This window comes from cf. Phormidesmis sp. LEGE 11477 (genome assembly GCF_015207105.1).
GTDB lineage: Bacteria > Cyanobacteriota > Cyanobacteriia > Phormidesmidales > Phormidesmidaceae > Phormidesmis.
In genome coordinates, this window is the sequence record NZ_JADEXO010000057.1 from 1 (window position 1) to 20600 (window position 20600).

Genomic DNA, 20600 nt, shown 5'->3' on the forward strand with positions numbered 1-20600 from the left:
CTTTTGACTACGAGACGCTGATGACGCTTAGTAAGACGCCTGCGTCAGTAGCCATGAGTAAGGATCTAAAAAAACGCGGCTGGTCTTTTATCGGCCCGACGACGGCATATGCGTTTATGCAGGCGATGGGGATGGTGAATGATCATGTGGAGGGCTGTGAGTGGCGATCGCGCACTGAGAAGTTGAGACAGGCGTTCATCAGACCGGGTGGTGTTGGGACGGGGATAGGGGATGAGGTTTAGTAGCTTGGGTCACAAATTTTGGTTTTGCCCTTAACCGCAGCGGCATGATCAGGGAGAATGGAAATATTAACTTTTTCTAAGCCTTTTTTGAAAACGCTGCTCACTGCATCGAACGCTTCATAGGCTTAAAAGAGATAGATGTGTTTAGGAAATAGCTCAATGACAGCAACCCAAGCTAAGCCCAAATCTGCTTTTCCCATTGATTTAAGTGCTTACAATCGAATTACACTCGATCCTGCTAACAATAAGCTGACCGACGAACAGCGCGACGCGCTCAAAGCGAATATTCAGCTTTGCCGCGAGACTATCGTTTTCTTCACAGCCACTGGCGGTGCGCGGGGTGTGGGCGGCCATACGGGTGGTCCTTATGACACTGTGCCTGAAGTAATGATTTTGGATGCGCTGTTCCGGGGCAATCCTGACAAGTTCGTGCCGACTTTCTTTGATGAAGCGGGTCACAGAGTCGGTACGCAGTATCTGATGGCGACGCTCAATGGCGATCTGCCTGCTGAAGAGCTAGTGAAGTACCGGGCGGCGGATTCGAAGCTACCGGGTCACCCAGAGCTAGGTCTGACGCCTGGGGTGAAGTTTAGCTCGGGTCGGCTGGGTCATATGTGGCCGTTTGTGAATGGTGTGGCGCTGGCAAACCCTGGTAAGACAACTTTCCTACTCGGCTCTGATGGGGCGCAGCAGGAAGGCGATGATGCAGAAGCGGCTAGATTGGCAGCGGCACAGGGTATCAACGTCAAGCTGATCATTGACGATAATGACGTGACGATCGCAGGTCACCCCTCTGAGTATCTAGGCGGCTACAGCGTGCAAAGAACGCTAGAAGGTCACGGTATCAAGACGCTAGTGAATGACGGTGAAGATATTGATGCGCTGTACGCGAATATCTGCGAGGCGATCGCAACTGACGGCCCAATTGCAGTCATCTGCAAGCGCCCCATGACCGTCGGCATCGAAGGCTTGGAAGGCAGCACTCACGGCCACGACGTGATTCCCACCGACCTGGCGATCAAATATCTAGAGAAGCACGGTCGCCAAGAAGCCGCTGACTATCTCAAGGCAATTGAAAAGCCAAAGCATAGCTACGACTTTAAAGGCTCTAGCGACGAAGTCGGCTCTAACCGTAATGTCTTTGGGCAAGCGACGGTAGAAGTCTTAGGCAAGATGAGCGACACCGAGCGCAAAGAGAAGGTGCTGGTAGTTGACTGCGACCTAGAAGGCTCTTGTGGTCTAAACCATATTCACAAGGCGTATCCCGAAATCTTTGTCAGCGGCGGCATCATGGAGCGCGGCAACCTCTCAGCGGCAGCAGGTTTTGGCATGGCCGAAGGCAAGCAGGGTATCTTTGCTACCTTCAGTGCGTTTCTAGAAATGTGTATTTCTGAAATCACGATGGCAAGGCTGAACAAAGCCAATCTGCTTTGCCACTTTTCTCACTCTGGTATCGATGATATGGCAGATAACACCTGCCACTTTGGTATCAATAATATGTTTGCCGACAATGGCCTAGACGACGGCTACGAAACCCGTTTGTATTTCCCAGCGGACGCGCACCAGATGAAGGCTTGCGTAGAAAAGGTCTTCCATGATCCTGGTCTACGGTTCATCTTCTCAACTCGCGCAAAAGTGCCAATGTTGCAAGATGACGGCGGTAAAACCCTATACGACGGCGACTATACCTTTGTTCCTGGTAAAGACGATGTTGTTCGCGAGGGAACTGACGGCTACATCGTCAGCTTTGGTGATGGTCTGTATCGTGCTCTAGACGCGGTAGAGCGGCTGAAGGAAGAAGGCTTGAGCATTGGCTTAATCAACAAGTCTACGCTCAACGTCGTCGATGAGCAGATGCTAGAGAAAGTCGGTAATTCGCCGCTGGTGATGGTGGTCGAATCTTTCAACGAGAAGACTGGTTTGGGTGCTCGCTATGGGACTTGGCTGCTAGAGCGCGGCTATACGCCTAAGTTTGCTCATGCGGGTACGCATGAAGAAGGGGGCGGCGGTCTTTGGGAACAGTTCTATCACCAGGGACTAGATCCTGAGAGCATCATGCAGAAGGTGAAAAAGCTGGCTGGGAAGTAGATTTCTGGTATAGCAAAGCGCGGAAAGCTATAAGTCGGATTACTGAAGAATAAGAGTCTGCGCTGAGATCGTGAGACCTTGATTCTAGAGCCCTTCGGTTTGTATAAATTGGAGGGCTTTGCTTTGGGAGATGTTGGTGAAGCTGACAATGTGGGGATGGAGTCGGTTGGCTACAGGTGTATGATCCTTATGTTGAGATGAAATTTGGAGCGATCACACCATGAGCGCAGAATATATAGCTGACGAAGCCGCATTCGATACATTGATTAAAGAAGATTCTGTGGTGGTGGTGGACTGCACCGCTAGCTGGTGCGGCCCTTGCAAACTGGTGGCACCACTGATGGATCAGCTTTCAGAAGAATTCGATGGAAAAGCAACCGTGTCTAAACTCGATCTAGATGAGAACAAAGCGGTTGCTAGTCGGTTTGGCATCAAGAGCATTCCTGCTGTGATGTTCTTTAAAAATGGTGAGTTAGTGGATACGCTCATCGGTGTTAAGCCTTACTCCACCTTCAGTGAAGCAGTCAATTCTTATCTGTAGGCTTTTTATCTGTAGATTTCTTACCCATAGACTTTTCTATATGTTCGAGCATTGGCTAAGAACAGCGAGATTTGAAAGTGTAAGTTGACCAGAGGCTATCTATGGATAATCCAAACAAAAAGAAAGAAGATCCGAACCTAATCAAGACGCCGCCAGAAACCCTGTTTGCGATTTTAGTAGCGGCTCTATTGCTGCCGCTTCTGCTGGTTGGGTTTATCTCGCACTAGCTTTTCTACATCCTGTTTTTTTCTAGACGGCCTGTCAATTGACAGGTTTTCCTTTCGCAGAGAATAGTAGTCTAGGTATAAAAAAACAACAGGTCAGCTTCTTGAAAATAAAGGCATTCGGGTATACCGTTGCCGCTATCTGTGTGCTGATAGCGGCGAGGGCAGAAGCGACCTACGGTGAAGAGTCTTTCGTTCGATTTCTAGTAGAAGAGCCATTAGAAGAACCGCTCTCGCCACTAGGTTTACAGCTTGAACAGCAGTTTGGACAGCAGTTTAGTCAGCAGCCTGAGCTGACTGAGATAACCAACATCCTTATCGTCGAATACGATGATGGTATTGATCTTCTTCTAGAAGCGCCAGGGGGCAGGCTGCTAGCGCCTTTCACTGCCATCGATGGCAACGCTTTTGTGGCCGACTTCGACAATACGGTACTGTCTTTGTCTACAGGTGAGAATTTTTGGCTAGAGTCACCAGCTACAGGTGTAGAGCGCATTGAAGTTACGCAGATTAATCCGCAGCAGGTGCAGGTACGAATTGTTGGCAGTGAGGTGCCGCCAAGCACAGCGATTTCGATTGACTCGCAGCAATTAACGATTAGCGCCACTGGTTTTTCGATCGGCAGCGAGAGCGATCGTGAGACTGCAGGTGAGTCACCTGCGGATAGCGCTGACAGCGATGCTGATAGTCCTTTGCGACTGATCGTAACGGCAGAGAAACGCCCTGACGAAGTCCAAGATGTGCCAATCAGCTTAACTGCTTTCTCGGCTGAAGAAATTGAGGATGATGACATCACCTTCTTAGAAGAGATTGCCGGATCGACGCCAAACTTCACCGCCTACACGCCCGGACGAAACTTTCTTCTCTACAGCATTCGGGGTCTGAGCAATTTAAACTTTCTTTCTAGAGATTCAGCCGCTTTCTACATTGATGATGTGCCCTACGACTATACGGGCTTTCTCGATCTAGATCTGAGCGATCTAGATCAGATAGAAGTATTGCGCGGTCCGCAATCTACGCTGTATGGACGCAATGCGATCGCAGGCGTCGTCAATATCACTACCCGCAAGCCAACCAACGAGCCAGAATACAGAGTCTCCTCTTCTCTCGGCAACTTCATCAGCCCAGATATCAGAGCCAGCGCCAGTGGTCCAATTATCGAAGACAATCTTTTCTATCGACTCTCTGGTGATTTCAAACAGAGAGAAGGCTTTTTGATCAACACAGATACTGGAGACGATATTGACTTTGAATCTGGGGGCAGCGGTCGCGCCCAGCTACTATGGGAGCCTTCTGATAATTGGAATTTGCTACTAAATGCTTCTTTCAACCGATATCGCGATGGCACTCCGCCGATCAGTCGTCCTGATTTGGGCCAAGATCCTTCAGAAACAGACGCTAATACCGTAGGGTTCAACAACTTAGACACTAATGCCCAGTCGCTGAGCGTGAACTATGAGAATCCTAGCTTACGGTTTACTTCGATTACCGCACGGCGATTTTCTGGGCAAGCCTTCGAAAATGATTCTGATGGCACTATCCTCGATCAGTTTGCTCAGGTAGTCGACATCGATTCTTCAACGATAAGTCAGGAGCTGCGTTTGCAGTCTGCTGCCGAGGATGGGCCCTTCTTGTGGCTGGTCGGGGCTTACTTTGAAGACCGTGACTTTAATGTTAATCAAGATGGGCTTCGCCTCGGAGTAGATGCTGGTGGACCTAGCCTGAGTGGAGCCAGCTCGATTCTAGATGAAGAAACCTACGCTGTGTTTGGTCAAGCGAGCTATCGACCGATTGATCCAGTGACGCTGACAGCCGGACTACGCTACGAGATTTTCAATACACGCTGGAAGATTCCGCCCTGCTAGGGGCACCTGATGACAGCCTCTTCACCAATGAAAGTAACAACGGCAGCGAGTTATTGCCGCGCTTTGCCTTAGAGTACGATGCCACGCCGGATATCATGCTTTACGGTTCGGCGTCTCGGGGCTATAGGGCGCAGGGCGTAAACTTTAGGGCCACAGTGCCAGAGCAGCTCTTTTTCAATGAAGAACGGTCTTGGAACTATGAAGCGGGAATTCGCACTTCCTTCTTCCAAGATCGGCTGACAGCAAATCTTTCTATCTTTCACAACCCGATTAGAGACTTTCAGGTGCCTTCAACCGATCCAGCTACCGGATTTTTTGGCTTTGTCGATAATGCCGACGTCACTATTAATGGCCTCGAATTTGAGCTGCGAGCTAGACCAGTTGACGGTCTTGACCTAACGGCTGGCTTGGGCCTAATCGATGCGACCTACACCGACTATGTTGATCCTAATCTAGGCGACTTTACCGGGAATCGTCTCACCTATTCACCGGACTATACGCTCAACTTGGCCGCGCAGTATCGTTCTGGCGATGGTCTGTTCGGCAGGCTAGAGCTACAGGGATTTGGCACCACCTTCTTCGACGATAGCAACACGCTAAGACAGAGCCCTTTTGTGTTAGTGAACGCTAGAGCTGGCTATGAATTCAATGAACGAAATGGCTTCTATTTGTTTGCTGATAATTTGTTCGACTTTAGACCATTTACAACTCAAGCTTCGTTCTTCGGTGGGTCTCTCGTGACAGCAACCTATGGGGCACCAGCGAGCTTTGGGGTTCAATATCGCATGGAGTTTTAATGATTATCGCTAACTTTTATTTTTTCTGTTTTCTAGAACTCAATTGAGAAGGTTGCTGTGATACCAAAGGGCGCGCCTGGATTGACTCTGCTTCTAAAGCCAAAGGTAGAAGAATCGATGTAGTTGATGTTGAACAGATTTTCAAAGTTGAGCTGCGATCGCCAGTTGTTCCGCTTATAGAATAAAGCGCCATCTGTGCGTAGGTAGCTTGGCATGGTGAAAGTATTGTTCAGATCTCCCTGGCGATCGCCCACATAGAACAATCCTAGCCCAGCTCCTAATCCTTCAAGATTTCCCTGTTGAACTTCGTAAGTCGTCCAGAGGCTGAACTGATTTTCAGGCGCATTGGCAAAATCATTACCAACCAGGTCTGCTCTCGTATCGTCGCTGACAAAAGCATTGAGGTAGGTATAGGCCGCTGTCATATTCCATCCCGGCAGAATCTCTCCATCTAGATTGAGTTCGATACCTCGGCTGGCTAGCTCGCCTGTTTGCCTCGAAAAAGGAAAATCATCAGGATCGGGCACCTGAACATTCTTTTTACGAATATCAAAAGCAGCAAAATTTAGACTCAAAGAGTCTAGTAAATCGGCTTTGACGCCAACTTCAAACTGTCGTCCGGTCTCAGGCTCGAAAATTGAGTCGTCATCGTTGCGGCTGACGCCAGTAGAAGGATTAAATGAAGCGGTGTATGAGGCGTAGAGTGAGAGCGGATCTATCGGCTGGTATATTACTCCGAATCTAGGCGTAAGCGCCTCGTCGGAAAAGTCGAAATCGTCTTGTCTAGGCTCGTCCAAGTCTTCCTCTGATATCCTGCGGCTAACTAGGTCGTAGCGTAAGCCGCCTATGAGCTTGAGCTGAGGGATGATCTCTAACTGGTCTTGAAGGTAGAAGGCAATGTTATTGGTGATGCCATCGCGGAAGAAATCAGGATTAATGTCGTAGGGTTCTTCTGTGTATACCGGATCAAATACGTTGATGGACGTGTAAGGCGGTCCAAACTGGAAAGACGGTGATTCTGAATCACGACGATACTCAGTCCCTACTAAAAGCTGATGTTCAACAGAACCCGTGCTAAAGCGACCGATCGCTTCGACATTCGTAAAAAACTGCCTTTCCTGGTCGTCGGCAAAGTATTCAAAGCGAGCTAAGTCTCCAGTTTCCTCGTTGAAGGCTACAGAGAGCGGTCCAAACCTTTCTGGGTCGAAACTGAAATACTGAGTGGCGTGTCGCAGCGACCAGTCTTCGCTAAATTCGTGATCTAGCCGATAGCCAAGACTAAACTGATTTTGGGTGAATTCGGCAAAATTTTCTCCTAAAAATCGGCTGCGAGGAATATCCACAACGCCATCCCCGGAGGCGGGTATGCCATTGTCTATGGTCTCCTGGTCGTAGGCATATCGCCCGTAAAATTCTAAGGAGGTGCGATCGCTAATATCCCAAGTAACAATAGGAGAAATTAGCAAACTCTCACTATCTACGAAATCTCGAAAGCTGCCCAGATTTTCATACGACAGATTCAGCCGATACTTGACAGTTTTCTGTTCATTCAAAGGCCCAGAAACATCGATCGCACCGCGATAGGTATCAAAGTTACCAACACTGGCCGAAACCGAGTAAAACGGCTCGTCTAGGGGCCGCTTGCTCACCAAATTGATAATGCCACCCGGCTCTCCTTGACCAAATAGAATAGAGGCTGGCCCCCGTAGCACTTCGACCCGCTCAATGTCTTCAGTGCCAATCGATGCTAGTGAGCTAGTAGCAATGCCATCGCGGAAGATGCTATCAACGACTGGAAACCCTCGAATCAAAAAGTTGGGACCGTCTCGGCTGACGCCTCTACCGCCCGCGCTGACGACACTGCCAGCCGTTTCTAGCGCCTCTCCTAGTTCCACAACATTCCGGTCTTCGATTACTGCCTGAGGAATGACTTGAACCGAGAAAGGCGTATCTCGAAGCGGCGTATCAATACCTATAGCCGTACTAGAATCAGTCGGATTGTAGCCTTCGTCAATATCCTCTAAAACTACTATTCTTAGCGCCTCACTGTCGCTCTCTGAGGCGTTTCCCGCAATTCCAGGCGTTATCCCCAACGTGAGCCCTGCGGTTCTTGTTCTAACCGCTGCTTCTGGCAGGGCATCGCTCCCTGTTACCGTGATTCTGACTCGATTGTCAGAGATCTGAGTGACCTGCACAAGGGCTATATCCGCTGTGGGATTAAACTGTTCAAAAAATTCCTCTTCTGTCGCTAGCCTGACGTTTGGTATCTCGATAATTAAGGCGTTGTCAATAGACGAAGTTTCAGACGCCGAGAGGGGACTGTTGGCCGTGAGCTGCAGGGTCAATTCGTCGTCGGTAGTCGTTAGCTGTATACCAACAATTTGTCTCGGGTTTGGCACTAGGTTAGACGGCGGTCGGTTGGATTGAGCCAGATCAGATGATAGAGAATCTTCTTGGGCGATCGCAGCCGATGTCATCACCACCGAAAACAAACCCATCCATCCCAGCATTCCCCAGCCAAGCAGTCCAAACAATCGAGCCATATTCACTGCCGCACACTGTTATCTCAGTCATTCTACGTGGTTGAGGCGCTCTATTTGCTACGTAACTTTGTTTTTTCTGATTTTTTGGAGACTTGTAAAAGAGAGTTTAATAGCACTCAAAGCTAGGTCGAATAGGGAAGTGATTATGGAAATCTAGCTTAAGATTTAACTTGACCTATTGTCGTTTGCACCCACTTGCTTCTCGCATGTAGATTAAAAAGTTGCCCCATAGCTTGCGCTTACTCATGAGTTTCAACGGTCTAGCTAGACAAACATCTTTCAAGCTGTTTCTTAGGTCTGCTATAGCATCCAGTTTTGTTCTCCCTGTCGCTTTTCTTTCTAGTCAACTAGCGGCTAAAGCGGTCGAAAGTCCAACTGATAGTCAGATGGTGACAATCCAGTTCGAGAGTAGCGTGGGCGGTGAGCCTTTTGCCTGCGGCGACACGTATCGCCTGGGCTCAGCCGATAGTTTGGTGACGCCTTTAGACTTTCGATTTTATGTATCGGAAGTAGCGCTGATGGACGCTGAGGGTAATGCCGTGCCGCTGGTGCTAGAGCAAGACGGTCTGTGGCAGCATCAGAATGTAGCGCTAATCGACTTTGAAGATAAAACGGGCGGCTGTGTCAATGGCACTTCTCAGACGCGGGCTCAGGTAGTGGGCGCAGTGCCGCCGGGTGACTACACCGGACTGAAGTTTACGCTGGGCGTTCCCTTTGCGCTAAATCATATTGATTCGACCCTAGCGCCTTCGCCGCTGAATTTGACTTCGATGTGGTGGAACTGGAACTTTGGCTACAAATTTGCTCGGATAGATTTTGAGAATGTGTCAGATGCGGCAGCGAGCAAGCACACGGCTGGTTCTGCAGACAATAGTTCTGTGGACACCGGCTCAACAGAGGCTGATTCAGCCAGCGGATCAGATCTTTCGCAGGCTTTCGCCATTCATTTAGGCAGCGTTGGCTGTCAGATGGATTCTGCTCAGCCCCCTGTGAGCTGTAGCGTTCCTAATCGCGCAGAAATTGTGCTGACTGATTTTGATCCGCTTCAGAATGTTGTGGTCACCGATCTAGCGGCCTTATTAGCCGAGACAAATCTATCAGAGAATCAAGAAGGCACGGCGGTTGGCTGTATGTCGAGCCCAGAAGATGGCGACTGTAGCGGTATTATGCAGAATTTAGGACTGCCTTTTGGCGATCGCGCTACCTCTGAGCCAACTGTTGCTGAGCCAACTGTCACTGAGCAAACTGTTTTTAGCGTTCAATAGTCAAGTTTGTTAGGTTGAATGGGGAAGCTATTACTCACCGAACCGATACTCGTAGAACCGATCAAAGTATTGCAGAAACTTTTACCGACTAGAAAACGACTGGCTAGAAAACTGCTAGAAAGGCGATCGCGTCGCTGGCTGAGCTGGCTGTTTGTCGGCCTGCTGGTTTTTAGCCTGTCACTTGGTCTAGATCGGGCAATGGGCGCAGAGCTAGCGGCTGACAGCGGTGACTTTCAGTGGGATTTGCCTAGTTGGATGCCCCAGCCAGTAGTGCCTGACGACAATCCGATGAGCGCGGCCAAAGTAGAGCTAGGTCGGCACCTATTTTACGAGCCGCGTCTGTCGGCGACGGGGGATTTTTCCTGCGCGACCTGCCATGTGCAGTCGTTGGCGTTTACCGATGGCAAAAAGACCTCCCCAGGTGCGACCGGGCAAATGCACCATCTGAACTCGATGAGCCTGACGAATGTGGCGTACAACTCGGTGCAGACCTGGGCTAATCCGCTGATGCAGCATCTAGAGCAGCAGATGCTGATTCCCCTGTTTGGCGAAGATCCGATTGAGCTAGGCATGGCTGGCAAAGAAGTCGAGTTGTTAGACGGCTTGCGAAACGATCCTGACTATTTGGCCAAGTTTCAGGCCGCTTTTGAGGAAGACGATCCGGTAAGCGTGCGGAATGTGACACAGGCGATCGCAGCTTTTGAGCGCACTATGGTCTCTTTTGACTCACCGTACGATCGGTATCGCTATGGGGGCGATAGATCGGCCATCTCAGACTCAGCCAAACGCGGCGAAGCCCTCTTCACCAGCGAGCGTATGGAATGCTTTCACTGTCATGGCGGCCTAAACTTTAGCGACTCTGCCCGTCACGAACGATCTGGATTTACTGAAATCGCCTTTCATAACACAGGGCTCTATAACATAGACGGCAACGGCGCATATCCACCGGGCAACACTGGCGTCGCCGAAGTCACACTCGATCCTAACGATATGGGCCGATTTCGAGCACCGACCCTACGGAATATTGAGCTAACCGCGCCATACATGCACGACGGCAGTATTGCTACGCTCTCAGAAGTGATTGACCACTACGCGGCAGGTGGGCGGACCATCACCGACGGCCCACATGCAGGCGTTGGTAGTGAGAACCCGCTCAAAAGTTCTTTCATCGCAGGTTTCTCAATCACAGAATCAGAAAGACAAGATCTCATCGCCTTTTTAGAAAGTCTGACCGACGAGACCTTCATAACAAATTCTGCACTGAGCGATCCGAACATCTAATGCTTTGACTACTAAGCCAGATATCAGGAATGGTACACAGTGGCTTTGAAGTGATCGGTTAAAGTATCAAAATATCTTGCTTGGGGTAACCTCTGCGGGTCAGTCAACACCATTGTCTGTAGGAGTCTTTTGTATGTGCGGAATCGTTGGATACATTGGTACGCGCACCGCCAGCAATATTTTAATTGAAGGTCTAAAAACGCTGGAGTACAGAGGCTATGACTCGGCAGGTGTGGCCACTATTTCTGAAGGTCAGCTACAGCGCACCAGGGCAAAAGGCAAGCTAGTCAATCTGCAAACCAAGCTAGAAGGCTTAGAAGATCCGGCCAGACTCGGCATTGGCCACACTCGCTGGGCTACCCATGGCAAGCCTGAAGAGCACAACGCCCATCCTCATACCGACGAAGCTGAGCGCCTAGCGGTGGTGCAAAACGGCATCATTGAAAACTACAGAGAGCTGCGAGAAGAGCTGAAGGAAAAGGGCTATCAGTTTCGCTCTGATACTGATACCGAGGTGATTCCTCATTTAATCACCGAGTATCTAAAGCATCCGACCGAAGGCATCCTTGCAGGCCAGTCGCCGTTTTTAGAAGCCTCTCGTCAGGCGGTGAATCGGCTAAAGGGCGCGTTTGCCTTGGCTATGGTGTCGGCTGATTTTCCTGATGAGCTGATTGTGGTGCGGCAGCAGGCACCGCTGGTGATTGGCTTTGGCCAGGGCGAATTTTTCTGTGCCTCTGATACGCCGGCAATCATGCCCTATACCCAGGCCGTGCTGACGCTAGAAAATGGCGAGCTCGCTCGGCTGACGCCGATGGGCGTAGAGGTATACGAATTCAGTGGCCATCGACTAAAGAAGTATCCTCGGACGCTGAACTGGAACCCGATCATGGTCGAAAAGCAGGGGTTCAAGCACTTCATGCTTAAAGAGATCTATGAACAGCCTGGCGTGGTGCGTACCTGCTTAGAAACTTACCTAGATACAAACTGGGACACGCAGAGCGATCGCTCTCCGATCAAGCTCGCTCTACCAGACGCGCTGCTAGACGACTTGCAGCATATTCAGGTGCTGGCCTGTGGCACTAGCTGGCATGCGGCCTTAGTGGGCAAATATCTGCTAGAGCAGGTGGCAGGTATTCCAACGTTTGTGCAGTACGCCTCAGAGTTTCGCTATGCACCCGCGCCGATGATGGCAAATACGCTGACGATTGGCGTGACCCAGTCGGGTGAGACAGCAGACACCCTAGCTGCTCTAGAAATGGAGCAGGCGCGCCGAACCCAGATGAGTGCTAGCCGAGAAGACGACCATTACGCGCCGCGCATGCTGGGCATCACTAACCGGGTGGACAGCTCTTTGAGTCGGCTGATTCCGCACGTGCTGGGCACGATGGCCGGGATTGAGATTGGCGTAGCGGCAACAAAAACCTTTGTAGCGCAGCTGATGTCTTTCTACTTTCTGACTTTGGAGCTGGCCTATCGTAGACGGTCAATTTCCTCAGAGCGAATGGCCGAAATCATCGAAGGCATGCGCCAGCTTCCAGCTCAGCTAGAGCAGGTGCTAGAAAGTCAAGAGCGCTATGTCGAAGAGCTCTCGCATGACTTTTCTAATACGCAAGATTTTATCTTTGTTGGTCGAGGCATTAACTATCCAATTGCTCTAGAAGGCGCGCTAAAGCTCAAGGAAATTAGCTACATTCATGCGGAGGGCTATCCGGCTGGGGAAATGAAGCATGGGCCGATCGCGCTGCTAGATGAGAAGGTGCCAGTTGTCGCGATCGCCACCAAAGGAACCGTCTACGAAAAAGTACTCTCTAACGCGCAAGAAGCCAAAGCCCGCGACGCCAAATTGATCGGCGTCGTGCCAATGAACGAGCCCGAGGCCGAAGAGACCTTCGACGCGCTGTTGCCTGTCCCTGACGTGGACGAGCTACTCTCACCAATTCTCACAGTCGTTCCTGTGCAGCTACTGTCGTATCACATCGCAGCGCGGCGCGGATTGGATGTCGATCAGCCCCGTAACCTAGCGAAGTCAGTGACAGTAGAGTAAGTGTTCGCATTATGAGGTTGCATTATGAGAGAACTCACAGCGCCTTCTCAGTGCATTCTCAACACTTTCCTTCTATGGGCTCAGCATGGCACTGATGCATAGTCGCTATCCTGTTTAAGTATCAAAGAACACATTTTTTGCTTAAATAGGAACCTGCCATGAAACGCCTTACTCTGTCTACTGGCCTTGCACTGATAGCAGTGATTGCCGCCTCTGCCGTGCCTACTGTTGCCCAGGCCGCCTCTGGTCAACAGCGATCTAGCGCCTCTAGTATTCACGAATTAGTTCAGTACAACCGAGACGTGCGTGACAAAAACTAGTTGACTAAAAGACTTGCTGTTGATAGCTGCTGGCTCAACTCTCAATCGAAAGTTTACCGGCCTCCTTGAGCTGAACCGCTTGAGGAGGCTTTGTTGATCTAGGCAAGAAGATGTAGTCTATCTTGAGCGTCGATCTAGCAGGGTTGTCTGGGTTCTATGAAAGCAATTGTGGTTGGCAGCGGTGGTCGTGAACATGCACTGGCTTGGAAGCTGCTGAAATCGCCTAATATAACCGAGGTTGTCTGCATTCCTGGCAATGGTGGTACGGCGCTACTTCCTGGCTGTCGCAACGTAGCGATGGCAGTGACTGAAGCAGAAGGGATAGCCCGGTGTGCGCTGGTCAACAATATGGCCTTTGTGGTGGTAGGCCCCGAGCAGCCGTTAGCTGAAGGGCTAGCCGATCGGCTCAGCGATCAGGGCATCAAGGTCTTTGGGCCGAATCGCGATGGCGCTCAGATTGAGGCGAGTAAAGCCTGGGCAAAGGATCTGATGGCTGAGGCTAATGTGCCAACGGCGGCGGCGGCGACGTTTACTGAGGCGGCTGATGCGATCGCCTACGTTCGGCAGCAAGGCACGCAAACCCAGGACGCCCAAAACCAGGACGCGCAAAACCAGAGTGAGCAGAACCAGAGCGCACCAATTGTGGTCAAAGCCGATGGGCTCGCCGCCGGTAAAGGCGTAACGGTTGCGATGACCGCTGAGGATGCGATCGCTGCTGTCGAAGCCGCCTTTAGCGGACGGTTTGGCGCTGCCGGAGAGCGCGTCGTGATTGAAGAATTTCTAGAAGGTCAAGAAGTCTCTGTCTTGGCAGTGACCGATGGCCAAACGATTCGTCCGCTGCTACCGGCTCAAGATCACAAGCAGATTGGCGAAGGCGATACCGGCCCTAATACAGGCGGCATGGGCGCTTATTCACCCACGCCCCTAATGCCAGCAGCGCTACTAGACCGCGTGCAAAAAGAGGTTCTAGATCCCACCCTAGACGCGCTGAAAGCTAGAGGCATCGACTATCGCGGCGTCCTATATGCGGGGTTGATCATCACACCTGCTGGCGATCCGAAGGTGATTGAGTTCAACTGTCGCTTTGGCGATCCAGAAACGCAGGTGGTGCTCCCCTTGCTAGAAACGTCGCTAGACGAAATTGTGTTGGCCTGCTGCGAACAGCGCTTAGCAGATCTGCCTCCGTTCAAATGGCAGGCAGCGGCCTCGGCCTGTGTGGTGATGGCGGCAAAGGGCTATCCAGGCGCGTACAAAAAAGGGCTTTCTATTGCTCTCAACGACGCCGAGTCAGACGATACGGTAGTGTTTCATGCGGGGACTCGGGTCAGCGAAGGCCAGCTTAAGAGTACGGGCGGTCGGGTTTTGGGTGTGAGTGCGATCGCGCCAAACTTCCAAGCGGCTCTCGATAAAGCCTACCGGGCGATCGACAAAATCGACTTTCCTGACAGCTACTATCGACGCGACATTGGCCATCGAATTAAAGGCTTTACTGCGCTAAAGGAGAGCGAACCAAAGAGCGTTAATGAAGGCGGTAATAAAGACTAATACCGAGTCCGCAAGCGCAGAATAACGCCAGCGACTAAAATAGTATTAACAAAAAGACACCGACCTTCACAGACGTTCATTTTTATCGCCAAAGACTCAGCCCAGAGCCCTAGCCTAAAAGATCTAGCCCAGAGCCCCAGCCAAAGAAGTCGTCATGCAACTGCTTACCAAAATCAAAGCACTACTTGCCAACTGGTGGAGCGACTTTACGCTGCAAACGCGCCTAATGACCGGAGCGACGCTCCTGGTCTCTTTGATTATGAGTGGGCTCACCTTCTGGGCTGTCAACACGATTCAGCAAGACACTCAGCTCAACGACACTCGCTTCGGTCGCGACCTGGGTCTGCTGCTAGCTGCTAACGCCGCGCCGCTGATCGAAACGAGCGATCGCGCCGAACTGGCCCGCTTTTCCTACAGCTTCTACGAAAGCACCTCTAGCGTCCGCTACATGCTCTATGCCGATCAGGCAGGCGAAATTTTCTTCGGCATTCCCTACTCCGAACCCGCCGTTCAAAATTCTCTCACGCTCAGAAGGCGGATGAAACTGCCAGCCAACTACGCTAGCAGCGACTCTCCGCTAGTGCGTCAGCACATGACCCCGGCTGGCATCGTTACCGATGTTTTCGTTCCTCTAGTCGTTGAAGGCGACTATAAAGGCATGTTGGCGATGGGGATTACGCCTAATCCAACCGTGGTCGCCTCTTCTCATCTGACTCGCGACGTGACCGTTGCTGTCTTTATTTCAATTTGGGTGATGGTGATTCTAGGTGCCGTCATCAATGCCCTAACTATCACGCAGCCGATTAAAGAGCTATCGACAGGGGTGAAAAATATCGCCGCTGGCAATTTCAAACAGCGGATTGATTTGCCCTTGGGCGGCGAACTAGGCGAGCTGATCTACAGCTTTAACGATATGGCCGAGCGGCTAGAGCGCTACGAAGAGCAAAACATCGAAGAGCTCACCGCCGAAAAAGCCAAGCTAGAAAGCCTAGTTTCTACGATTGTGGACGGGGCGATTTTACTAGATCCTAAAACCAACCTGGTCTTGGCGAACGTGGCGGCGCGGCGGATGTTGGGATGGGAAGCGGCTGGTCCTCTTAGCGGCAGCATTCTAGATGGGCTGCAGCCAGAAGTTCGTGCTCAGCTAGCCCCCGCCCTAGCCCAGGCGCTAATTAGCGAAGCGCATAAGAGCAGTGAGTTCCGCATCTTGCTAGACGGCAACCGCACGATTCGCGTGCTGCTAAACACCGTACTAGACCAGTCTCGTGCCAACGTCAAGGGGATGGCCATCACCCTGCAAGACATCACCCGTGAAGTGGCGCTCAACGAGGCCAAAAGCCAGTTTATTAGCAACGTCTCGCACGAACTACGGACGCCGCTGTTCAACATCAAGTCATTCATCGAGACGCTGCACGAATACGGTGAAGATTTGAGCGAACAAGAGCGCCAGGAGTTTTTGGCAACAGCTAACAACGAAACCGATCGGCTGACTCGTCTGGTCAACGACGTGCTCGATCTGTCCCGCTTAGAATCGAATCGCCGTTACGAATTTTCAGCCGTCGAGGTTCATCAGCCCATCGATCAGGTACTGCGAACCTATCAGCTCAATGCTAGAGACAAGCAGATCGAACTAGAGAGTGATATTGAACCAACGCTGCCCGCTGTCTTAGGCAACTATGACTTACTGCTTCAGGTGTTTGGCAATCTGGTGGGCAATGCGCTGAAGTTTACACCTGCTGGTGGCAAAGTCGTGATTCGGGCCTATCTTGCGCCCAGCCCTCAGCCGAATCTTTTGCAAAACGTGCGGATTGAGATTGGCGATACCGGTATTGGCATTGATGATGAAGACCAAGCGGCTATCTTTGAGCGATTTTTCCGGGTAGAAAACCGAGTACATACCCTAGAAGGTACTGGTCTAGGCTTATCCATCGTGAAGAATATTATGGACAAGCACAATAGCCAGATTAACCTGGTGGGCGAAGTCGGTGTCGGCACGACATTCTGGTTTGATCTACCGGTTTATGAGCTAGTGGATGAGCGATCGCAAGGCCAGGTGCATTTGGCCGACAGTCAGCACGCCGATAGCCAGCACGCCAGTCACCAGCACGCCAATAGTCGTCACCAAGAGAGCGACGAGAGGGCAATAGATGAACCCAGCGAAGGCGCGTTAGAAAAGAAGACTTCTGAGGCGAGCATCAAGGGATAATGCTTGAAGTTGCTATGCACTATCTAGCGCTTTGTTCTCTCCACGCTACTGAGAAAAGCGCCTGCCAAAGCTTTAATCTCTGTACACATCCAAAGAATTAAGCTCGTATTAGCATTCGCTGAGCGCCGTAAGTTTTACAGATATTCTCTAGATTTGATGTCTAATTGCAGACGTTTATTCCCGAAGGGGCTGTCTACAATTGGGGCAGATTATTGCCAACTAAAGGAGGCTTAATATTATGAGCTTATTAGCTCAGCTAAAAGAAGTAACCACTGTAGTCGCTGATACTGGAGATATCGGTGCCATTGAACAATTCACGCCACAAGATGCCACAACCAACCCTTCACTGATTACGACTGCTGCCAAGCTGCCTCAGTATCAAAGCATTGTGGATGCAACCTTGCGCCAAGCCAGAGAGAAAATGGGCAAGGACGCAGTCGATGAAGATGTTTCTAGAGAAGCGTTTAAGCATCTGGCAGTAGCTTTTGGTAAGCGCATTCTAGAGATTATTCCTGGCCGAGTCTCTACTGAGGTAGATGCTAGGCTCTCTTATGATATGGAGGGCACACTGCAAACAGCGCGTGATTTGATCGCTGAGTATGAGGAAGCGGGTATTAGTCGTGATCGCATCTTGATCAAGATTGCCTCTACCTGGGAAGGCATCAAAGCCGCTGAGATCCTAGAAAAAGAAGGCATTCACTGCAACCTAACCTTGCTGTTTGGTCTGCATCAGGCGGTTGCCTGTGCCGAAGCCAAGGTTACCTTGATCTCTCCTTTCGTCGGTCGTATCCTCGACTGGTACAAGCAAGACACGGGCCGTGATAGCTATCCCCCTTCTGAAGATCCAGGCGTACAGTCAGTCACCGAAATCTACAACTACTACAAGAAGTTTGGCTATGAGACCGAAATCATGGGTGCTAGCTTTCGCAACATAGACGAGATCAAAGAGCTAGCAGGTTGCGATCTGCTGACAATCTCTCCTAAGTTGTTAAAGCCACTTTCTGAGACAGAGGGCGAACTTCCTCGCAAGCTCTGCCCTGATAATGCCAAGGACATGGATATCGAAAAGCTGTCTATTGACAAGTCAACTTTTGATCAGATGCACGTGGCTGATCGCATGGCAAACGACAAGCTCGATGAGGGCATCAAGGGCTTTACTAAGGCGCTTGAGGAGCTAGAGCAGCTATTGGTTGATCGGTTGGCTCAGATGGATCAACCGGCAATTGCATAGCTAGACGAGTCGCTTTAGGTGTGCAAGCCTAGTGTGATCGCTACGAACTCGGAGAAATAGCAGCACGTTTAAAGAGACTGCGTTTCTCCGAGGGTTTTTGTACTCTTTTTTATGAAGCCAGCTATTGTATAGCATCTGCTACTTTGCTCCGTTAGCTAGCATGTATCGGAAACTATCTCAATTGAATGACAATACGATACTACTTGGCCAGCTAAATTCAACAAAGTCCAAGATAGCTAAGTCCGCCCGCCCCGCTCGATACATTCCATACATAGATGGAACAAGCTAGCTATCAAAACCACCTCAATGCCAACTTGTAGCTGCACAGGAGAAGAGAGTAGCCCTGCCAGCACCAAACCCGCGCCAACAAAGATCGTCACGATTAGGAGTACTTCATCGTCAAACAGCTTCAGCCCTGCCCAGAGAGTGCCGAATCCAAGAATCCAAAAGATGAGGTAGTTCATGAGTACAACGTACTGAAAATTCAGCGATTCACAGTCAACCTGACAGTCCGCAACTATACTATAGTTTTCGAAGAGTTGCTTGGTACATTCTCATCGGCTAAAACCTTTACAAAGCGACAGGCAACTCTTCTCGCAAAGTAAGAATGCATCCTTACTTTGCTATATCTTTGTCAGTAGATTACTACGATAGCTTATGAGAGTCAGTCAATCTGTAATCGCATCTCTTGGCCCTATAAAGCAGCAGCTAACTTGTCGTTTTAGGGAGGCGAATGCTTATCTCTCAAACTACACAAGATCCTCAGGGCCGCCAGATACCGTTCGCGTTGTAATATTTGCCCAGGGCCGCACAGGCAGCACTTTCTTAGAAAGTCTATTGTGTTCGTCTGGCTATTTTCGCCAGAATGGAGAACTGCTCAGTACCAGATACGGCGAAGTTAAATTTCCAATATCGTTCATATCAGGACTTTCAAAGAGAACTCAAGGTAACTTTATTTTCCATGTAAAACTACCTCATCTGACGAAGGATCGAGCAAATCCTGTTGATCCGAACTCTTTTTTACAGACGCTATATGCAGATGGCTGGAAGATTATATATTTACGAAGAGAAAACAAAGTAAAACATGCTCTCTCAAACATCGTAGCCAAACATCGCGGTAACTATCACAAGTTAGACACAGCAGTAGAAGACTTTAAGATTTTGTTCAAATGCGAACAGCTTACTAAAAGGGTCAATAGGAGGACCGCATACGAAGAGCAGGAAAAGGAGGCTTTGGTTAACGTTGAATTTCACGAAGTCATTTACGAAAAAGACCTAGAAAGCACGCAGTCGCATCAACAAACGGCGGACAGAATCTTTGAGTATCTGTCGCTACCGCCTAAAGCTGTGACCACCCAATATAAAAAAGTAAACAGTCGCCCGCTAGAGGAGCTCATGTCCAACTATGATGAGTTCGTCGATTGCCTACACCAACATGGGCTGCAGACGTTTTTGTGATTAGTGGTATCTCCGCCGCATATAGAAAGTAGCCTGTGAGAGTGCCTTGTTGATTCAGATAGAATCATGATTCTCTTCAGCCACATGCTGAGCTTTGCCAGCGCTGCCGAACAGCCTAATCTTCTGGGCAATCACTGCCTGCATTGCACCTGTTGCTACTTTCTGACAATCGAGCAGATCGGTTTGATCATTTGTTCTTCCATACTCTCGCCAAAACTGAAGATATTTTTGTCGGACTTCAGTGTTGACGTTGAATTTGCTGACGCCTAGTTCAATTGACTGTTGAATCATCAGAGCAGGTAGTCCAGAAGCGCCGTGTAGCACCAGGGGAATTTGAAGCTGTTGTCGAACCTTAGCTAATCGCCCAAAATCTAGCCGGGGTTCGCTGTGATATTTGCCATGAACGTTGCCGATGGTGACTGCGAGAAAGTCTACTCCTGATTCTTCTACAAATTCTTTGGCCTGGTAGGGGTCGGTCATTTTGGCTTCTTTTTCAGCAACCGTCATGCCATCTTCGGTGCCGCTAATTCTACCAATTTCTGCTTCTACAGTCGCTCCCTGAGCGTGGGCTAGAACGGTCATCTCGCGAGTAAAAGCGAGATTCTCTTGATAGGAAAATTTGGAGCCGTCTGCTAAAACTGATTGAACTCCGGCTGCTAGTGCCATCTTAATGATGTCGCGATCTTCACAGTGATCTAGATGCACCGACATTGGCACAGTTGCCGAGTCTGCTGCTTCTAGGAGGAGGGCAATTAGGGGAGATCCGCCATATTCTAGTATGTGCGGCAGAACCTGGATGATGGCAGGGCTCTTATCGGCTTCAGCCGCCTTAACGACGGCTTTGACACCTTCGAGATTGTATAGATTAAAAGCACCCACCGCATAGGAATGCTTCTGGGCTGTTTCTAGAAGTTCTTTGGTAGAAGTCAGCATGAGTGCGCTACCGGAGT

Annotated in this window: 17 protein-coding genes; 14 read left to right on the plus strand and 3 right to left on the minus strand. The window is 50.2% G+C overall.

The annotated features are described in order from the left end of the window. The 6 genes from IQ256_RS16225 to IQ256_RS30070 all read left to right on the plus strand — a co-directional run. Positions 1-242, plus strand: a 242-nt coding sequence (locus IQ256_RS16225) for a DNA-3-methyladenine glycosylase I (RefSeq protein WP_193856594.1), incomplete at its 5' end; no start/stop codon positions are given. 159 nt (positions 243-401) lie between these two features. Continuing rightward, on the plus strand, positions 402-2330 hold the full coding sequence (locus IQ256_RS16230; protein ID WP_193856595.1) for a transketolase C-terminal domain-containing protein: 1929 nt from the start codon (positions 402-404) through the stop codon (positions 2328-2330). Positions 2331-2550: 220 nt separating this feature from the next. Continuing rightward, a complete protein-coding gene (trxA, locus tag IQ256_RS16235) occupies positions 2551-2871 on the plus strand; it encodes a thioredoxin (RefSeq protein WP_193856596.1) in 321 nt (106 codons plus the stop codon). Between the two features lie 101 nt (positions 2872-2972). Then, the gene (locus IQ256_RS30065) at positions 2973-3098 is read left to right on the plus strand and encodes a hypothetical protein (RefSeq protein ID WP_255516212.1); all 126 of its coding nucleotides are present in this window, start codon (positions 2973-2975) and stop codon (positions 3096-3098) included. A 101-nt stretch (positions 3099-3199) separates the two neighbouring features. Beyond that, positions 3200-4960 carry a TonB-dependent receptor domain-containing protein gene (locus IQ256_RS16240; protein ID WP_193856597.1) on the plus strand — a complete coding sequence of 587 codons (1761 nt, stop codon included), beginning with the start codon at positions 3200-3202 and terminating at the stop codon, positions 4958-4960. Continuing rightward, positions 4954-5757 carry a TonB-dependent receptor gene (locus IQ256_RS30070; RefSeq protein WP_255516213.1) on the plus strand — a complete coding sequence of 268 codons (804 nt, stop codon included), beginning with the start codon at positions 4954-4956 and terminating at the stop codon, positions 5755-5757. The genes IQ256_RS16240 and IQ256_RS30070 overlap by 7 nt, the downstream gene beginning before the upstream one ends. A gap of 32 nt (positions 5758-5789) precedes the next feature. On the opposite strand, the gene IQ256_RS16250 is transcribed toward IQ256_RS30070, so the two are convergent. Then, positions 5790-8300 carry a TonB-dependent siderophore receptor gene (locus IQ256_RS16250; protein WP_193856599.1) on the minus strand — a complete coding sequence of 837 codons (2511 nt, stop codon included), beginning with the start codon at positions 8298-8300 and terminating at the stop codon, positions 5790-5792. Between the two features lie 386 nt (positions 8301-8686). Here IQ256_RS16250 and IQ256_RS16255 point away from each other — a divergent pair, with 386 nt between their 5' ends. From IQ256_RS16255 to IQ256_RS16285, 7 genes are all read left to right on the plus strand, one after another. Next, positions 8687-9565, plus strand: coding sequence for an MbnP family copper-binding protein (locus IQ256_RS16255; protein ID WP_228024958.1), 879 nt, complete (start codon positions 8687-8689; stop codon positions 9563-9565). An 18-nt stretch (positions 9566-9583) separates the two neighbouring features. Next, positions 9584-10846 carry a methanobactin export MATE transporter MbnM gene (locus IQ256_RS16260; RefSeq protein WP_193856601.1) on the plus strand — a complete coding sequence of 421 codons (1263 nt, stop codon included), beginning with the start codon at positions 9584-9586 and terminating at the stop codon, positions 10844-10846. A 133-nt stretch (positions 10847-10979) separates the two neighbouring features. Next, the gene (glmS, locus tag IQ256_RS16265; protein ID WP_193856602.1) at positions 10980-12890 is read left to right on the plus strand and encodes a glutamine--fructose-6-phosphate transaminase (isomerizing); all 1911 of its coding nucleotides are present in this window, start codon (positions 10980-10982) and stop codon (positions 12888-12890) included. Between the two features lie 158 nt (positions 12891-13048). Beyond that, positions 13049-13210: a hypothetical protein gene (locus IQ256_RS16270; RefSeq protein ID WP_193856603.1), complete on the plus strand. Its 162-nt coding sequence runs from the start codon at positions 13049-13051 to the stop codon at positions 13208-13210. Between the two features lie 156 nt (positions 13211-13366). Further along, a complete protein-coding gene (gene purD, locus IQ256_RS16275) occupies positions 13367-14755 on the plus strand; it encodes a phosphoribosylamine--glycine ligase (protein ID WP_193856604.1) in 1389 nt (462 codons plus the stop codon). Positions 14756-14909: 154 nt separating this feature from the next. After that, positions 14910-16961 carry a two-component system sensor histidine kinase NblS gene (nblS, locus tag IQ256_RS16280; protein ID WP_228024959.1) on the plus strand — a complete coding sequence of 684 codons (2052 nt, stop codon included), beginning with the start codon at positions 14910-14912 and terminating at the stop codon, positions 16959-16961. A 238-nt stretch (positions 16962-17199) separates the two neighbouring features. After that, positions 17200-18192 (plus strand): transaldolase, encoded by a 993-nt coding sequence (locus IQ256_RS16285; RefSeq protein ID WP_193856605.1) that lies wholly within the window; start codon positions 17200-17202, stop codon positions 18190-18192. A gap of 236 nt (positions 18193-18428) precedes the next feature. On the opposite strand, the gene IQ256_RS16290 is transcribed toward IQ256_RS16285, so the two are convergent. Beyond that, entirely contained in the window at positions 18429-18656 is a 228-nt protein-coding gene (locus tag IQ256_RS16290) for a hypothetical protein (RefSeq protein ID WP_193856606.1), read from the minus strand. 193 nt (positions 18657-18849) lie between these two features. On the opposite strand from IQ256_RS16290, the gene IQ256_RS16295 reads away from it, so the two are divergent. Next, positions 18850-19650, plus strand: coding sequence for a hypothetical protein (locus tag IQ256_RS16295; protein ID WP_193856607.1), 801 nt, complete (start codon positions 18850-18852; stop codon positions 19648-19650). A 54-nt stretch (positions 19651-19704) separates the two neighbouring features. Here IQ256_RS16295 and IQ256_RS16300 read toward each other — a convergent pair whose 3' ends face one another. Beyond that, the gene (locus IQ256_RS16300) at positions 19705-20583 is read right to left on the minus strand and encodes a class II fructose-bisphosphate aldolase (RefSeq protein WP_193856608.1); all 879 of its coding nucleotides are present in this window, start codon (positions 20581-20583) and stop codon (positions 19705-19707) included. Between the last annotated feature and the right edge of the window lie 17 nt (positions 20584-20600).

What these genes read in the sequence shown, in the direction of transcription:
- IQ256_RS16230 (WP_193856595.1), top strand. Translation starts at nt 402, where the DNA reads ATGACAGCAACCCAAGCTAAGCCCAAATCTGCTTTTCCCATTGATTTA.
- trxA (WP_193856596.1), top strand. Translation starts at nt 2,551, where the DNA reads ATGAGCGCAGAATATATAGCTGACGAAGCCGCATTCGATACATTGATT.
- IQ256_RS30065 (WP_255516212.1), top strand. Translation starts at nt 2,973, where the DNA reads ATGGATAATCCAAACAAAAAGAAAGAAGATCCGAACCTAATCAAGACG.
- IQ256_RS16250 (WP_193856599.1), bottom strand. Translation starts at nt 8,300, where the DNA reads ATGGCTCGATTGTTTGGACTGCTTGGCTGGGGAATGCTGGGATGGATG.
- IQ256_RS16255 (WP_228024958.1), top strand. Translation starts at nt 8,687, where the DNA reads ATGGTGACAATCCAGTTCGAGAGTAGCGTGGGCGGTGAGCCTTTTGCC.
- IQ256_RS16260 (WP_193856601.1), top strand. Translation starts at nt 9,584, where the DNA reads ATGGGGAAGCTATTACTCACCGAACCGATACTCGTAGAACCGATCAAA.
- glmS (WP_193856602.1), top strand. Translation starts at nt 10,980, where the DNA reads ATGTGCGGAATCGTTGGATACATTGGTACGCGCACCGCCAGCAATATT.
- IQ256_RS16270 (WP_193856603.1), top strand. Translation starts at nt 13,049, where the DNA reads ATGAAACGCCTTACTCTGTCTACTGGCCTTGCACTGATAGCAGTGATT.
- purD (WP_193856604.1), top strand. Translation starts at nt 13,367, where the DNA reads ATGAAAGCAATTGTGGTTGGCAGCGGTGGTCGTGAACATGCACTGGCT.
- nblS (WP_228024959.1), top strand. Translation starts at nt 14,910, where the DNA reads ATGCAACTGCTTACCAAAATCAAAGCACTACTTGCCAACTGGTGGAGC.
- IQ256_RS16285 (WP_193856605.1), top strand. Translation starts at nt 17,200, where the DNA reads ATGAGCTTATTAGCTCAGCTAAAAGAAGTAACCACTGTAGTCGCTGAT.
- IQ256_RS16290 (WP_193856606.1), bottom strand. Translation starts at nt 18,656, where the DNA reads ATGAACTACCTCATCTTTTGGATTCTTGGATTCGGCACTCTCTGGGCA.
- IQ256_RS16295 (WP_193856607.1), top strand. Translation starts at nt 18,850, where the DNA reads ATGAGAGTCAGTCAATCTGTAATCGCATCTCTTGGCCCTATAAAGCAG.
- IQ256_RS16300 (WP_193856608.1), bottom strand. Translation starts at nt 20,583, where the DNA reads ATGCTGACTTCTACCAAAGAACTTCTAGAAACAGCCCAGAAGCATTCC.